The 15,996-nt window shown below is 43.6% G+C and carries 12 protein-coding genes and 1 tRNA gene; 7 read left to right on the forward strand and 6 right to left on the reverse strand.

Annotation, left to right across the window (positions count from 1 at the left end; translation table 11 throughout):
* Positions 1-23: 23 nt before the first annotated feature.
* Complete coding sequence (locus tag ACVW2L_RS11540) at positions 24-1,322, reverse strand: 4Fe-4S dicluster domain-containing protein (protein WP_457128120.1); 1,299 nt, start codon at positions 1,320-1,322, stop codon at positions 24-26.
* Positions 1,323-1,476: 154 nt separating this feature from the next.
* On the opposite strand from ACVW2L_RS11540, the gene ACVW2L_RS11545 reads away from it, so the two are divergent.
* Positions 1,477-1,549 (forward strand) — tRNA-Phe (locus tag ACVW2L_RS11545).
* A gap of 130 nt (positions 1,550-1,679) precedes the next feature.
* Here the strand turns inward: ACVW2L_RS11545 and ACVW2L_RS11550 are convergent.
* The 5 genes from ACVW2L_RS11550 to ACVW2L_RS11570 all read right to left on the reverse strand — a co-directional run bounded on the left by ACVW2L_RS11550 (position 1,680) and on the right by ACVW2L_RS11570 (position 9,484).
* Positions 1,680-4,049 carry a hypothetical protein gene (locus tag ACVW2L_RS11550; RefSeq protein WP_457128121.1) on the reverse strand — a complete coding sequence of 790 codons (2,370 nt, stop codon included), beginning with the start codon at positions 4,047-4,049 and terminating at the stop codon, positions 1,680-1,682.
* Positions 4,049-5,194: a DUF4249 domain-containing protein gene (locus tag ACVW2L_RS11555; protein ID WP_457128122.1), complete on the reverse strand. Its 1,146-nt coding sequence runs from the start codon at positions 5,192-5,194 to the stop codon at positions 4,049-4,051. Before ACVW2L_RS11555 ends, ACVW2L_RS11550 begins: the two co-directional genes overlap by 1 nt.
* Positions 5,195-5,196: 2 nt before the next feature.
* Positions 5,197-7,953, reverse strand: coding sequence for a TonB-dependent receptor (locus ACVW2L_RS11560; protein WP_457128123.1), 2,757 nt, complete (start codon positions 7,951-7,953; stop codon positions 5,197-5,199).
* Positions 7,950-8,687 carry a hypothetical protein gene (locus ACVW2L_RS11565; RefSeq protein WP_457128124.1) on the reverse strand — a complete coding sequence of 246 codons (738 nt, stop codon included), beginning with the start codon at positions 8,685-8,687 and terminating at the stop codon, positions 7,950-7,952. Before ACVW2L_RS11565 ends, ACVW2L_RS11560 begins: the two co-directional genes overlap by 4 nt.
* Positions 8,688-8,929: 242 nt before the next feature.
* Complete coding sequence (locus ACVW2L_RS11570) at positions 8,930-9,484, reverse strand: hypothetical protein (protein WP_457128125.1); 555 nt, start codon at positions 9,482-9,484, stop codon at positions 8,930-8,932.
* 194 nt (positions 9,485-9,678) lie between these two features.
* Between ACVW2L_RS11570 and ACVW2L_RS11575 the strand changes: the two genes are divergently transcribed.
* The 6 genes from ACVW2L_RS11575 (at position 9,679) to ACVW2L_RS11600 (ending at position 15,936) form a co-directional block, all read left to right on the forward strand.
* Entirely contained in the window at positions 9,679-10,227 is a 549-nt protein-coding gene (locus ACVW2L_RS11575; protein WP_457128126.1) for a dihydrofolate reductase family protein, read from the forward strand.
* Between the two features lie 78 nt (positions 10,228-10,305).
* Positions 10,306-11,022, forward strand: a complete 717-nt coding sequence (locus tag ACVW2L_RS11580) for a hypothetical protein (RefSeq protein WP_457128127.1) — start codon at positions 10,306-10,308, stop codon at positions 11,020-11,022.
* Positions 11,023-11,152: 130 nt separating this feature from the next.
* Positions 11,153-11,953, forward strand: a complete 801-nt coding sequence (locus ACVW2L_RS11585; RefSeq protein ID WP_457128128.1) for a hypothetical protein — start codon at positions 11,153-11,155, stop codon at positions 11,951-11,953.
* A gap of 48 nt (positions 11,954-12,001) precedes the next feature.
* The gene (locus ACVW2L_RS11590) at positions 12,002-13,462 is read left to right on the forward strand and encodes a family 43 glycosylhydrolase (RefSeq protein ID WP_457128129.1); all 1,461 of its coding nucleotides are present in this window, start codon (positions 12,002-12,004) and stop codon (positions 13,460-13,462) included.
* Positions 13,463-13,657: 195 nt separating this feature from the next.
* Positions 13,658-14,440: a hypothetical protein gene (locus ACVW2L_RS11595; RefSeq protein ID WP_457128130.1), complete on the forward strand. Its 783-nt coding sequence runs from the start codon at positions 13,658-13,660 to the stop codon at positions 14,438-14,440.
* Positions 14,441-14,481: 41 nt separating this feature from the next.
* Positions 14,482-15,936, forward strand: coding sequence for a family 43 glycosylhydrolase (locus ACVW2L_RS11600; RefSeq protein WP_457128131.1), 1,455 nt, complete (start codon positions 14,482-14,484; stop codon positions 15,934-15,936).
* The last annotated feature ends 60 nt before the right edge of the window (positions 15,937-15,996 follow it).

Raw genomic sequence — 15,996 nt, forward strand, 5'->3', positions numbered from 1 at the left:
TGCAAACTGCTACTGCCAACTGCTTACTCATTTTCCATCCAATTTAACCTGTCCGCATTGCTATACTTCCAAGGGGCACCATTGTTTTCTACATTGCCAAACATATTGTTTAAACTGGCCGGTGCCTGCGATTCTTCCATCACAATATACTGGCGCATCTGCATAATAATATTAAGCGGGTCAATATTTACCGGGCAGGCTTCTACGCAGGCGTTGCAGGTAGTGCAGGCCCAAAGTTCTTCGCGAGTTATATAGCTATCCAATAACGTTTTGTCATCCTTATATTCTCTGCCTTGCTTATCAATATTAATGCCTATCTCAGTAATCCTATCCCGGGTGTCCATCATTATCTTTCTGGGCGATAACAGCTTACCTGTAATATTAGCCGGACAAACAGAAGTGCACCTGCCGCACTCTGTGCAAGTGTAGGCATCCATCAGGTTCTTCCAGGTTAGGTCGGTAGCATCCTTTGCACCAAAGCGACCAGGTTCGGCACTATCGGGCACAAATGATGGATCTAACATGGCCTTAACCTCGTTGGTTACTGATGCCATATTGCTGAATTTTCCTTTAACGTCTAAATTAGAATACCATGTATTAGGGAATGCCAGCAAAATGTGGAAATGTTTGGAGTAAGGCAGATAATTTAAAAATGCCAGAATACCGATAATGTGAAACCACCAGCATATACGCTCTACAATCACCAAAGCTTGTGCAGATGAAGGCAACAGCGGAGCCAGCAGACTGCTCACCGGGAAATTGCCGGCCGCAATGTAATGGCCAAAATGCAAAGCCTGTAGTTTATAGTCGGCAGCGTTCATCGTTAAAAAGGCCGTCATCAGGCAAATCTCAATAAAAAGGATGTAGTTGGCGTCAGACTTTGGCCAGGCAGTCATCTCAACACCGCTAAAGCGCTTTAAACGGATGATATTGCGCCTGGCTAAAAACACCACGCAGGCGGTTAGCACCAACAGCGCCAATACTTCAAACCCACCTATCAAAATGCCGTACAAGCTGCCTAACGGTTTTGAAAATATGCGGTGCGAGCCAAAAAGGCCATCGATCAGGATCTCCAACACTTCAATATTGATGATGATAAAGCCTACATAAATAAAAAAGTGCATTATTGCCGCCACGGGGCGTTTAACCATTTTTGTTTGCCCAAGAGCTACCAGGGCCATGGTTTTCCATCGGTCAGCAGGCCTATCGCTACGGTCAATATCTTTACCAAGCAATATATTGCGGCGAATGCGGCCCACATTCTTGCTGAAGAGAAAAACAGCCGCAGCTAAAAGGATGAAGAATATAATTTGACCCATCATGGTTACTCAACTAAAGTAGAAAATACTATCCGCATAAAAAAAGTTTTAATGCAACGCGGTGATTTATAGTTTTATAAGATGGCAGCTATAAATTATTTCAAATAAAATTTTCATAAACAAAAAAACAAGCTACATTTGCATTCCCCAAACAGGGGGTACCATAGCTCAGATGGTAGAGCAATGGACTGAAAATCCATGTGTCACTGGTTCGATCCCAGTTGGTACCACAGAAATAAAAAAGGCTTTTTTCTAACGAAAAAAGCCTTTTTTATTTAAAGCCGGTCCGTTCCCAACTTGTAGTTACTGAAGTGAGCAAGCCTGCGCCGTCAATTTTTAAATAAATGGGATAACCTTGTTTTATTTAACCTCAAAAGTAAAAGTGGCACTCCCTGTCGCACCATCGTTACTAATACCCTCTACAATGCCTGCATAAGTACCGGGCTGATCTGAGGTATAAAACGTAAGCTGGCGCTTGCCTGAAGCAGCTGTTCCGGCATCGGGTGTCCAGTATAACATTGTTCTAAAATCGGGTAGGCGGCTTTTACGTTGTTCTTCGGTATCATAAACCGGCGTGTAAAATTCGCGCTGTAACTGTAAGCCCTCATAATCTATCACCAGCGCCTTAGGATCAGTCTCCAGCCCGGCCATATCGCCTTTGTAGCTAAACAAACTGATAACGCCGCCATAAGTAGAATGAACAAACAAATAATCTTCATTAACCACTTCTATTTTTTTGATCTTGAGGGGATCAATCTCAAATACCTTATCTATATTAAATATTGGAACGCCATCAAGCAGTAGTAACGGAGCGGTATTTAGAATACCATTGCTGCTAACTATAGCGATATTGAAACGATTGCGGGGGCGGGTTACAAGCACATTCTTTACGTATTCGCGCAAAACCTCCTCCATGGTGGTAAAGCGAGTATAATCGTCCAAATTATAATTAGTGTAATGGCTACCATAAAAGGCAGTGCTGTCTGCCTGCGGGTCTGCATAGCGCTTAAGTGCAGTGTTATAAAAAACGTTTTGAACCTGCACCCCCAGGTTGGCATTTGTTATACCTGCCGCCTGCGCTACATCTACCTGATAATCCGGTACACGGTAGGCAGAAAAATTATTTGAAAAAGGAGTTTGCATATCGGCTCTATCAATGCTGTCTTGCTGTGTGTTGGCCGATATAACAATTTCTCCTGAGCCATACAGATCTTTAGTTTCAAAGCGAAGCAAACCAGCCGAGTCGCTTTTACTTGTTGCCAACTGTACTCTTTTCCCGGGAACAGATAAATAGCCTACAATATTGCTGGCCGGCTCACCCGTTTGGTTGTTAGTGAACTTTGCAGTTATTATTTGGCCGGCTATTTCGGGCAGATAAGACAACACAGGTTTTTGGTTGGTTAAAACATCATCCCATTTAAAGCGGCGCCAACCCTGTGTGAGTAACAGGTTGTCAAGTGCAGAATCAGCCGCTGCTGTTCGGGTTTTAAAATACCAGCCCGGCGATTCTATGTAGCCCTGCAAATCCGCCCGAAGCCATAAATAACTTGATATATCTTCGCTTTCAACAGGTCCCACCCCCTCCAGTTTTACTACCGCAGCAGACAGATCAGCGCTTATCGCATTTCCGTTTAATTTGGTGCTTATACTTAACAACGCTTTGTTTCTGCGGCTAAATTGCGCTTCGCTGGCAGCAGCTGTTATTTGAAGGCTTATTTCGGGCCGTTTAAAATAAAGGCGTTCGCAAACAGGTTTCCCTTCGGCATTAAAAAGTGTTAAATGATTAATGCCATCGCCCAATTTGGCCTTGCTTATTTGAAACACCCCCGCGCCTGTTTGCACATCTTTTGTTACCGACCGGCAATGGGTGAGCAGAAAGACTTTATCTGTCGCATTTTTTTGATTTACATGCACTTTTAATAGATCGCTACCATCGTCAACTATATGCATAACGTAGCCCGCAGCAGCTACCTGAGGAAATGTTTGTTGGATTGCCGGACCGGAGGTTACGCGTATAAATGCGCGATACGATTGCGAAGGCAGGGGCATAAGACTGAAGGAGCCTATGTTAAACTTGACCGGAGCAAAGCGTGCAACAGTATCATTGTTATTATTGATAATAAATCCTTTCCAGCTTGAATTTTTAGGCAAGCTGCCGCTTAATTTAAAAGCGATTTTTGAGCGGATGCCCTCTACCAACGCGCCCCCTTCCGGGAAGAATTGTATTGCGTAAGCCGGTTTAGTGGTAGTTGCGGGTATAACTTTTTGCGGGTTAACAATAGTTATAACCTTTTCAAAATAAAACGACGCACCAAAGTTTTTCATCCAGGAGGTATAGGCCCTTAACCGGTAGTTACCTGAGCTTAGATTTACCGGCAGATATACAGACCCTGCTCCCGATGAAGCGCTGAGCTTTACTTTAGCGTTCAAGATGGAGGTTTGGTTGGCATCTATTAAATCAATATACGCCACTTTGCTCATGCTGAGCGGTTTGTTCGTGGTACCCTCAACCGCGTAAACTTTAAACCATAGCAAGCTACCAGCCACATACGCGTTTTGATCTGTATGTACATACAGCTTCTCTACCGGCCGTTGTGCACTATATTGCGCCAGTTGTTTTGCAACTTGCTCTGGTGTTTGACCAAGCGAAGGAAAGGCATATAAGATGCCCGCAACGACCATCACTTTGACCATTTTTAAATAACCGCTTGTGGTGTTTGCTTTTTCCATTACTGCCAAAATAAGGGTGCTGTTGTTGTTCCGCCTTTAAGCCGGCAATCTGCGCATGGTGGATCCGCGCCCAAATAACCACCACCAGACCGATCTGGATCTAAGTCGCGCACGGGTATTTTTATTGGGGTAAAGCCCGGCGAAAAATTAAAAAGTATGAGTGCTTGCTTCGGTGAAACTGTATCGAGTCGGCAATTTGTGATAGGCGAAGTTCGCCAGTCAACCTGGTTATAAGTTAGGAAAATCCTTTTACGGGCCTCTGTGCTAACACTAACAAAGCCTACAACAGGCTCTGCCGGATTTTGCAGGCAACGAATATTACCGGCAAGCTCAGAGGGCTGCGCGTCAAAAATAGACCCCAGCTGCTCCGTGTTCTTTCGCTGATTTTCCCAAAACTCGTATCCTTCTTTTGTAAGCGCGTATTGTTTTACATTGATGCTGTACTTTTCGCTTAGTTTTTCTGATAGGTTGGGTATGTTGGTGAGCAAAAACTTACTAACCACATCGTCTGTTAATTTTACGGTTGATGTTAACAGGATGCTTGTAGCACTCGTTGTTCGGTAGCAATAGTAGATCGGTGTCCTGCGCGTTACAATCTCTGTGCCGGTTGACTCAAGAACAGACTCAATATCCGCATGGTACTTCCATGTTTCCTCAAAATCCCACCTGTAATAACGGGTATTATTGGCCTGGTTGTGTGTGCTTACGTTTACTGTAAGGCCATCAGGCGTGCGCTCCCAACCAATTTCATCTATCGGCGGGGTCGGTTTAACCTCTACAAAGGCTGATTGATATGTTTTGCCATTGGCGGTTTTAATATTAAGGCGATAGGTTGCTGCGGCCGGCAAGTTGAAAGGTCCACCTGTGTAAGTTCCGCGCTTTGATTCAACAAAATTGTAAAATATACCTGTTGAGCTTTCAACTCTTAAAATGGCTCCTCCCTCTGGTTTTAATGTTTGTTTTTGATTGAGGGGTACCGTGCGGCTAAGTGTTATAACGGTTGCATCGTTGCCGCTGTTAATTATACCTTCAACCACCAGATAGCCGGTTTCAGCACTGGGTAAAACCGGCTCAAACGTCTGTTTGCACCGTGCCAGTACCACTAATGCCAGGAGCCCTATAATTATGTAATACCTGCTTTTCATGGTCAAAATCGGATATTATAGTTAATAAACGGTATGGGGCTGGCAAAAATAGAAAGCTTGTACCCGTTAATTTTACCACTTTCGTTAATAAAATACGTGGAGTAAGGGTTTTGCCTGCCTGTAATATTATATATACCAATTGTCCACGAGTTATGGGTCAACTGCTTAATTTTATGATTGCCTTCAATATTTACCGAAATGTCTGCGCGGATATAATCGGGTATACGATTGGCATTCCTTTCAGAGTATAATACACGTTCGCTGCCACCAAAATAATACCTAGCTATAGGAAAAGTAATGGGCCGCCCGGTGCTGTAAACCAAATTTAAAGACATGCTGTAACGATGCTTAAATCTATAATTTCCGGTAAAGTTAAAAGAGTGCGGCTTATCATAATTAGCCGGATAATACTGCCCGCCGTTTACCAGCTCGCCTTGTGTAACATCATTCTGCCGTAAAAAAGTTCTGGAATAGGTATAGCTGGCCCAACCGTTTAGCTTACCCGCGGTTTTACGCACCATAAACTCAATGCCGTAAGCTTTACCTTTTGTGCTTATAACATCGCGCTCAATGTTGTGGTTAAGCACCAGTGTTGCGCCACTGCGATAATCCAGAAAATCTTTCATGCGCTTGTAATACACTTCTACAGAAGTTTCGATGGTGTTGTTTTGCAGGTTTTTATAAAAGCCTAATGATAACTGTTCACCAACCTGCGGCCTAACATTCGGGTCGCTTAGTTTCCAAACATCCGTAGGTGCTATAGCCGTTGTATTTGATAACAGGTGTATATACTGTCTTAGTGTATTGTAACCGGCTTTAATAGACATATCATCGCCAAGGGTATAACGCATTGATGCCCTGATCTCGGGGCCGCCATAGTTTTTTATAAATTTACCCGCTGCATAGCTGGTTGAACCTAACTGGTTTACCTCATTTCGGGGTACACCCGGTGCATAATTATTAACAACGGCGGGCCCCAGATAGTTGTAATATGAATAACGAAGACCGAGGTCAAGCATCAGGCGCGACGAAATATCGTACTTATCACTTAAGTAAACGGCGCTCTCCAACGCCTGCTCCGGTGCCATGGTATCCTCTTTAACTAATGATTTTGCGCTGTACGGTGTAAAACTACCCGGGTGTAATTGGTAATAAATTGAACTTACCCCAAAATTTATGGTGTTTTTTGGGTCTTTATAATAAACAAAATTAAGTTTAAAATTGGCCTGGTTAATATCAAATGCAAGGCGGTAAGCATTAACAGGGTTGGATGTGCTGTAAACGTTGTACTTATACCTGTCATAACCGGCAGATGCCACACTATACAGTTTGTTATTATAGTTGCGGCGCCATTTTAAATTGATGTTTTGATTACTGTAGCCATACGTGGTATCGCTGTTTAATCTAAAGCTGTCATTACTAATATAGCTGCTTAAATAAAGGTCATTTTTTTCATCAATCTTATGGCTTATATCCAGGTTGAAATCATAAAATGATGCTTTACTGTTGCGGTAGCTACCCGGCAAAGATTTAAGCAACCAGTCTGAATAAGTGATACGCCCGCCCATTATAAATGATGTACGGTCCTTAATGATCGGCCCTTCAACATTCAGCCTACTGGTAATTATGCCTAAGCCTGCAGATCCGGTATAAATTTTTTTGCTGCCTTCGCGATTATTCACTTCCAGTATTGATGAAAGACGGCCACCATAACTGGCGGGGATACTGCTTTTATAAAGCTGGATATCTTTAACAATGTCTGGATTAAAAGATGAAAAGAAACCAAAAAAATGCGCCGGGTTATATATCGTAGCGTCGTTTAAAAGTATCAGGTTCTGATCGGCAGAACCACCTCTTACATTAAAGCCGGTAGTTGCTTCGCCAACAGATTGTACGCCCGGTAAAGTAAGTACAACCCGCAATATATCCGCTTCGCCAAAAACAGAAGGTACCTGTTTAATGGTCTTTATATCCAATCGGTTCACTCCCAACTCTGTACTACGCACATTGGCCACTTTTTCGGCAGATATTTTGGCTTCTCGTAAAGTGGTTACCTGTTCCTGCATTTCAATATTTAGTTTACCATTGGCATACAGCATAATTTGCCGCCTTGTATCGCGCATACCTAAACCACGCACCTGCAGGGTATATTTTCCTTTAGGCAGGGTTAACGAGTAGTAGCCGAATGCGTCCGTTGCAATGCCTGTTTTTGTTTCGGGCACATAAATGCTCGCACCAACTACAAACTCGCCACTTTTAATTTCTTTTACGTAGCCGGCAAGCGTGGCAGCCCCCGTTAACGGCCCGGTAACTGGTGTGCCAATTGAATAAAGCTTGTTTTCTGTTGTGGCTTCGATTACTTCTTTTTTACCATCATCAATGCCCGCTAAAGTAGTTACAGGCGCATTGCCGGCTGCTATGGGCAATCCCATGTCTATGGTAGTTTGCAGCACACGGCCGCGTGTAAAAAAAACTATTTGCCTGTCGGCAACTACGGTATAAGCAAATGGGGTGCCTATAAAAGCCTTGTAGAGCACCGTATCTAATCTTTGATTGCTTATGTTAAGATTAACGCGCAAGCTATCAAATACAACCGGATCATAATAAAATTGAAAGCCAGTTTCGCTTTCAAGTTTACTTACAAACTCCTCCGCTTTTGCATTGCTAAAATTTGCGGTAATTAACCGCGCTTGCTGTTGAGCAAAAGCGCAGCCAACGCACAGCAAAAAAAGGAAACTACTAATGCAAAGTTTCTTCATCTAATGTTTTTTAAGCGGTCATACTCAGCAGCTATAATCGCAATCGATTCTTCAGGTTTATTTTTAATATCAATCTTATTGGTTTTTATAAACCGGCGCAGTTCTTCCTTTTTATCCTTTAAAATCCCCGGCAATGCCGCGGGTTTTTTAAAACTTTCATATTGGTCGTTAACAGCTACAAAATAGCGTTTAGCATGCTTAAACACGCCATATATGTTACCGCTCTGTGTGCCAACCTGAGGCTGATGTTCAACATTATGCTTAGCCAGTATTGTTGTTGAGCCATTATAAAGCACTTCGTAATATCCGGCCGGTATGCCTCCCGTAACTTTAACGCGGGTAAAATAATGCTGACCAAAATCAAAAAAGTTTACTTTATCTTTTATCAGATAAAAAGAGAAAACGCCGTTATAATGTAACAAAACAAGCTCATCTTTAAAAAGATCGTAACGCATGGATACATTCTGATAAACAGCACCGTCATAACCCACCGTGCCTTTTTGCCACTCATTGCTTTCGTTAAAAAAAGGAGAACCTTTAATGTTAGGGTTTTCATATTTATACTCAGGCCCGTTATATAATTTAAGCTGACCCGACATTGCATTTTGGTAAAGTTGCAAAGCAGCATTAGTGGTTGTAGATGTTAATGCGGTATCAGTAATTAAGGGTTGAGAAAGTAACTTAAGGTTACCTAACATTAAAACACATACAATGATAATTCTATAAGCAACCATACTTTTTTGGTTTAGGAATCAGGGTATTGAAAACGCTACCAGGGGTATTAAGCAATAGTTCTTAAATATAAAGTTATTTAACTATAAATAACAGTTCTACAACCCGAAGTTTTGTAAAAAACTAATGACCAACGAGAAAAAGAAGGAAAACACTAAACAAAAAAGCCTGCAAATCAATAATTGCAGGCTTTTTGTGTAATTCTGTATTGAGATCACGCTCACTTTTCCTGAGCTCCGAGATTTTATAAGCCAAAGCCGTAAGCAACCCGTAAGCCTATTATGCCATCGCTATAATGGCTTCCGCTAAAGTTTTCGTAACGGGCGCCTATGTCCCATTTTTTTGTTGCATAACCTATGCCCGGCGACCATAAAAAGTGTTTGGATTGCCCGCCTTCAGCAGTTTCAAATGCTATACCGGCCTCCCCTGCTAAGTAAAAATTACTGCCTACGAAATACTTAAAGCCAACTTTAACAGGTATAATATCTGATTTGTACTTGGCTGTAAAACCCGGAAAACTGCCGCTGGCCGGATACGTAACCGTTTTAGGAAAAAAATGGTAGATGCCGCTGGTAAAGGTCAACGCAAATTTGTCAGACACGCCATATTGTAAGCGTGGGGTTAAACCCAGCCCGAAATTGGCAACGTCGGCAGTATTACCCACGGGTACAAGTCCGTCTAATCCTATACCGAAACGAAATTTGCTTGCCGGTACTGATTGTGCGTTTGCATTACTGCATACAAATAGCGCTAAGGCTACTAAAATTGCACTGAGTAGTTTTGATGTTTTTGTTTTCATGATATTTAGTTTTTGATAAATAAAACAACTAAACGACACGAAAGACACTAATGTATGACGGCGGATGTTAAGATATGTTAAATGTGACGGGAGCGCAATTTTACTGGCGCGAACGACCCTATCTTTTGTCCTGAATACCCTCACTACCCCAAAAGCAACGCGCTATTTTTGAGCTATCTTACTTATTAACCATTATGAGAAAAGTAATCTATGGCATAAACTTAACGGCAGACGGCTGCTGCGACCATACAAAAGGTACCGCCAGCGAAGAGGTGCATAAATATTTTACGGACCTACTGCAGGATGTTGACCTGTTAGTTTACGGCCGCATTACTTACGAGTTGATGGTGCCCTACTGGCCGGATGTGGCCATGAACCAAACTGGCCCAAAAACAACGGTTGACTTTGCGCAAACATTTGATGCTATACCCAAAGTTGTTTTTTCGCGCTCATTAGCAGCCGCTCCTGCTGATACCAAAATAATTCGCGGTAATCTGGAGGAGGAATTTTTAAAGCTGAAACAGCAGCCGGGCAAAAACATCTCCATTGGCGGCGTGGATCTGCCGTCGCAATTAATAGCGCTTGGCTTGGTTGACGAATTTTATTTTGTCATCCACCCTGTTATGGCGGGCGAAGGAAGACGCTTGTTAGCCGATACCGACCTTGCGGGCCAGCTAAACTTAAAGCTGGTGGAAACAAAGGTGCTGAAAGGTGGATTTATAGCATTACATTACATCAAATAGCGACGACGGTTTTCGGTATTACCATTTTGATTAGTTATATATAACTATTACTTTAAGTAATTGCTAATTTCAAATAAAATGAAACCTCTTTACCTTATCGCGATTGCTTTTATACTAAGCGGATGCAATTTTAATACCATTGAAGTTACCGGCACCGCAAAGGGCATGGATGGCGGTATGGTAACAATTACCGGCCTATCGGGTAAAACGTATTTTACCGAGATCATCAGATCGGGCGGGTTTACCATTAACAAACAACATTTGCCCGCATACGGCTATTTTACTTTATCAGTAATAGCGGGCAACATTTCACGCGATTATGAGATCTACCTGGAACCGGGAAAATATGCTATTAATATCCCCCAAAAAGATGGGCAATATCTTAGTATTAAAACCGATTCAAAAACACAAAATAGTTTAACTGCCTATTACAATTTGGAGAACAGCATGGCAGATAAATTTCGCCGGGAAGATGCCATGTGGAATGCCAGGCTAAGACAGCCAACAACCCAATTGCTACCAGAGGCAGAATTTAATGTAATAATGGACCACATTGCCGCCGGTAAAAAACGCGAGCACGGCTTAAGCATAGCCACAATAGATATGTTTATTAAAAAATATCCTCAAAATGATATCGTACCACACATTATAAGCAATTTGGATTTTGCAAAGGATCCTGAGCCCTATTACTTCCTTTACAAAAAACTAAGCCCCCAGGTACAAAATAGCGAGGAAGGGAAACAAATTGGCCGGCAGTTAAACAAACTGGTAAAAAATCAACAAGCCCTTGATTGATAACAAATCCGTTACGTGTTGATAATTACGCCTGTAAACCCATAGTACAGCTTTTTTTTTGCGCTTCGTTTTGTACGTTTGCTAAATCGTTTGCGTGAATATAAAATAAACCCATTATACTAAAATTAACATGAACAAAAAACACAAAAACTTTTTGCCTGCTATGGCTTTTGTAGTTTTATTAGGCTTACAGGTAAGTGCTATTAGCGCTTTTGCACAAGGCCCTGGCCCTGGTGGTCCGGGAGCGGGCGGCCCGGGTGGGCCAGGTGGTGGACCACGCAGGTCAAACCTTCCTCCCATTCCGTTGGCAGAAGACACTACGCACAGCATAACTAAACATTTTACCCCATCTACCCCTGTTAAAAAAGCGCCTGACGCCAAAGGCTTTATTCAGCGTTGGTTGGTGTTAGATCCCTTTAAAAATAACCTGCGGGGCAACAGCGGCATTACCGAAACGTACCTTAACACAACCTTTTCTACTCAGAATTTTTCGCAGGATTATAACGCCATCCCTAAAAATAATTCAACTGTAACAATTGGCACTCAGGAGTTGGCATGGCATGCGTTAGACAGTAAGACTTTTAACTTTAATTTATTCCATTTTAGCTATGCTACAAATAAGCAGCGCGAAGGAGTGCTGTTTTGGTTGGTTACCGTTATCAATTGCCCCGAAGAGATCAAAAACGTGAGATTGGCCGTAGGTGTTAACTCAGGCGGAGCGTTTTGGTTAAATGGCACACAGGTGCTTAACGTTCCGGGCGACAAGGACATAATAGTGGATAACCTGGCGTCTCCTCTTTTAACGCTTAAAAAAGGTAAAAACGTTCTTCGTGCGGCAGTTATAAACGGACAGGGTCTGTGCAACTTTGTAGCACGTTTTATTGACGACAAAGGCCAGCCGGTTAAAAATTATACGCTGAGCTACGAATAAAAATTTGTTTTCCATTTAAGGTATCAAACATTCTGAAATAGATTTATAATGAAAAGAAATAGAATAATCGGTCTAACTATCCTATTAATAGCATCGATAACACAAACAATAACGGCACAAGTAGGAAGACCCAACATACACGATCCATCAACCGTTATGGAAGATAAGGGCAAATTTTACACCTTTGGCACCGGTGGAGGTGGCATAATATCAGACGATGGCTGGAAATGGTACGGCGGAGGCGTTCGTCCGGGTGGAGGTGCTGCTCCTGATGTTATTAAAATTGGCGATCGCTTTTTGATAGCTTACGGTGCAACCGGCGGTGGCGGCGACCACAAAGGCATCATTTACACCATGTGGAACAAAACATTAGATCCAAAATCGCCTGATTTTAAATATTCTGAGCCGGTTATTGCGGCTACATCTGACGGTTATGAGGAAAATGACGCCATTGACCCGGGCCTGATGCTTGACCCTGTAACAGGAAGATTATACTTGGTTTATGGCACCTATTTTGGATACATCCGCCAGGTTGAGCTTGACCCTAAAACCGGAAAACGCGTAGCTGGCAACAAGCCTATTAACGTAGCCATAGTTTGCGAAGCTGCCGATATGATGTATCACGACGGCTGGTACTATTTGTTGGGTACACATGGTACCTGCTGTGCCGGCGCCAACTCAACTTACAACATTGTTGTGGGCCGCTCAAAAAGCGTATCGGGCCCCTTTATGGACAATGTAGGCAGAAGCATGCTGGAAGGCGGCGGCAAAGTAGTAGCTGCTACAACTACCGAAACCTTGATAGCTCCCGGCCATTTTGGTCGCATTGTGTTAGAGAATGGTGTTGAAAAAATGTCGTTCCACTGGGAAGCCGACCTTAACCAGGGCGGAGCCAGTGTGTTAGGTATATTGCCAATAGTTTGGAAAAACGGGTGGCCTTGTGCAGGCGAAAATATTAAGCCCGGTAATTACCTGATCCAATCAGAACGCAGAGGATACGGACTTGAATTAGCTGTTGATCCGGTGAATGCGCCACGTGCAGGCGGCGGCGGATTTGGCGGCGGTGGTCGTGGCAACGCTGGCCCGGTAAAACCTGTTCCCGTACAACAATTGACTGATGCAAACAAAGCATGGCCTGCCGGCGATATCAAGCTTAGAATTAGCGACTACATTGGCCGTCCGCACCAGAAATGGAACATTAGCCCTGCTGCTGATTCAACCGGATACCTTGGCGGTCCGTATTATAAAATTGTGATAGCTGGTACAGACAGGGCATTGGCGGCAACAGCCGACCTAAATGTAATAAGCGTACCTAAGTTTACCGGCGCGCCGGAGCAATTATGGCGCATTGATCAACTGACCGACGGAACCTACCGCATAATGCCTAAAGTAGTTCCAAACTCAAACGAGAAGTTGGCCCTGGTATCCGTAGGCGACGGCACACCGGCATTATACAAATTTGATATGAATAGCGATAACTCCAAATGGAGTTTTAAGCAGCAGCAATAAATCCATTTCACTGATTTTTTTGGTGATTTAACAGATTAAAAAAAGGCCGGAGCTTGTCAATTTCGGCCTTTTTTTATTGGCAATAAATCCGTTACTTGCTGATAATAAACCAACAAACCAATTTTAACTTTTGCTTTTCACATTCGCTTGAACGATTGCGTTATTTCAAAAACATCACTACAATAAGAACCTAAAATGAACAGAAAACACAAATTATTTTTGCCCGCGATGGCTTTTATAGTTTTATTAGGGCTACAGATCAGTGCCTTCGCACAGGGGCCGGGCGCAGGTGGGCCGGGAGCAGGCGGACCAGGTGGCGCAAGACGGGGACCCGCCTTGCCGCCCATACCTATCGCGGGTGATACCTCCCATTCCATAACCAGGTTCTTCACCCCCTCAACGCCGATAAAGAAAGCGCCCGATGCGAATGGATTTATCCAGCGTTGGCTTGTACTTGAACCCGTTAAGAAAAGTGATCGGGGTAATAGCCAAATGACGGAAGCTTATCTTAAAACTACCCTTGCTGCTAATAATTTTTCGGCAGATTATAATTCAATTCCCACAAATGGCGAAACAATAAAATTAGCCGGTCAGGATTTAAAATGGCGCGCTTTAGACAGCAGGGAATTCAACTTTAATTTATTCCATTTAAGTTATGCAACCAACACAACCCGTAATGGTGTGCTGTATTGGTTGGTTACCGTTATAAATTGCACAGAGGATATTAAAAATGTAAGATTATCCGCAGGGCCTAATTCGGCAGGTGTATTTTGGGTGAACGGCAAAGATGTACTTACCGTACCTGGTGATAAGGATGTGATAGCTGATTTAGCTACCTCCGCTCCTTTAACGCTAAAAAAAGGCAAAAACGTTGTTCGTGCGGCAATTATGAACGGGCAGGGCATGGCCAATTTCTGTCTTCGTTTTTTAAATGAAAACGGAACCGCAGTGAAAAATTTCACCACCAGCTACGAATAGTCCTTAGTCTAATTAAATTATCATCTGAATAGATCTGTATAATGAAAAGAATGAAATTGATCGGTATCACTGCCTTTCTGGTAGCATCGATAACACAAAATATAACCGCACAAATAGGAAGACCATTTATACACGACCCATCAACCGTTGTTGAAGATAAGGGTAAGTACTACTCATTCGGCACCGGCGGCGGTGGCATCATGTCAGAAGATGGCTGGAAATGGACCAGCGGAGCTGTGCGCCCAGGCGGTGGCGCGGCTCCCGATGCCATGAAAATTGGCGACCGCTTCCTTGTCGTATATGGAGCAACGGGCGGCGGACGCGATTATAAAGGAATTATTTACAGCATGTGGAACAAAACCCTCGACCCAAAATCGCCGGATTTTAAGTATACAGAACCTGTTATTGTGGCTACGTCTGACGGTTATGAGGACAACGACGCCATAGATCCCAGCCTTATGCTTGACCCTACTACCGGGAGGCTCTGGCTAACCTACGGCACCTATTACGGCTTTATCCGCATGGTAGAGCTGGATCCTAAAACCGGGAACCGTGTTGCAGGCAATAAGCCTGTTAACGTGGCCATTACCTGCGAAGCATCGGCAATGATGTATCACGAAGGATGGTATTACCTTTTAGGTACGCATGCTACCTGCTGCGCCGGGCCTAACTCTACCTATAATATTTTGGTTGGCCGCTCTAAAAATGTTTTAGGCCCTTATGTGGATAACGTTGGCAGGCCCATGTTGCAGGGCGGTGGCCGTATGGTCGCCACGACCGATGGCGCCTTGATAGGCCCCGGCCATTTCGGGCGCATACGTGGTGAAAATGGAGTTGATAAGATGTCGTTTCACTGGGAAGCTGACCTGAATATGGGCGGACGCAGCACTTTGGGCATACTGCCAATAGTTTGGAAAAACGGATGGCCCATTGCCGGACAGAACATTAAAGCCGGCACTTACGAGATCCAATCAGAGCGCAGGGGCTATGCCCTGGGCCTGGCGGTTGATATGCCGAGTATGCAAACAAGCGGTGGCGGCGGCTTTGGTGGCGGTGGCGGCAATGCTAACGCGCCAATAAAACCTGTTCCGTTTTTGCAGGTAAGCGATGTTATAAGCACCTGGCCAACAGGCGAAATTACTACACGCTTAATTGAATACATGTCTCGTCCGCACCAAAAATGGAGCATTACACCAGCGCCAGATTCGAGTGGATATTTGGGTGCCCCATACTACAAAATAGTAATTGCCGGCACCGAAAGAGCCTTGACAGCAACGGCAGACGGAAGGGTGATAACCGTACCGGCATATACCGGCGCGCCCGAACAATTATGGAAGCTGGACCAGTTAACCGACGGCACTTACCGCATAATGCCTAAAGTGGTGCCCGACTCAAAAGAGTCACTGGCGCTAATATCAAGCGGCGACAGCACGCCCGCATTGGCAAAATTTGATATAAACAGCGATAACGCTAAGTGGAACTTTAAGGCTCAGTAGATTTTTTTTGATGTCACAGATTTAGGGTGATGTCACAGATTTTTTAATGATTTCGCAGAT

This window comes from Mucilaginibacter sp. HD30, from assembly GCF_054061755.1.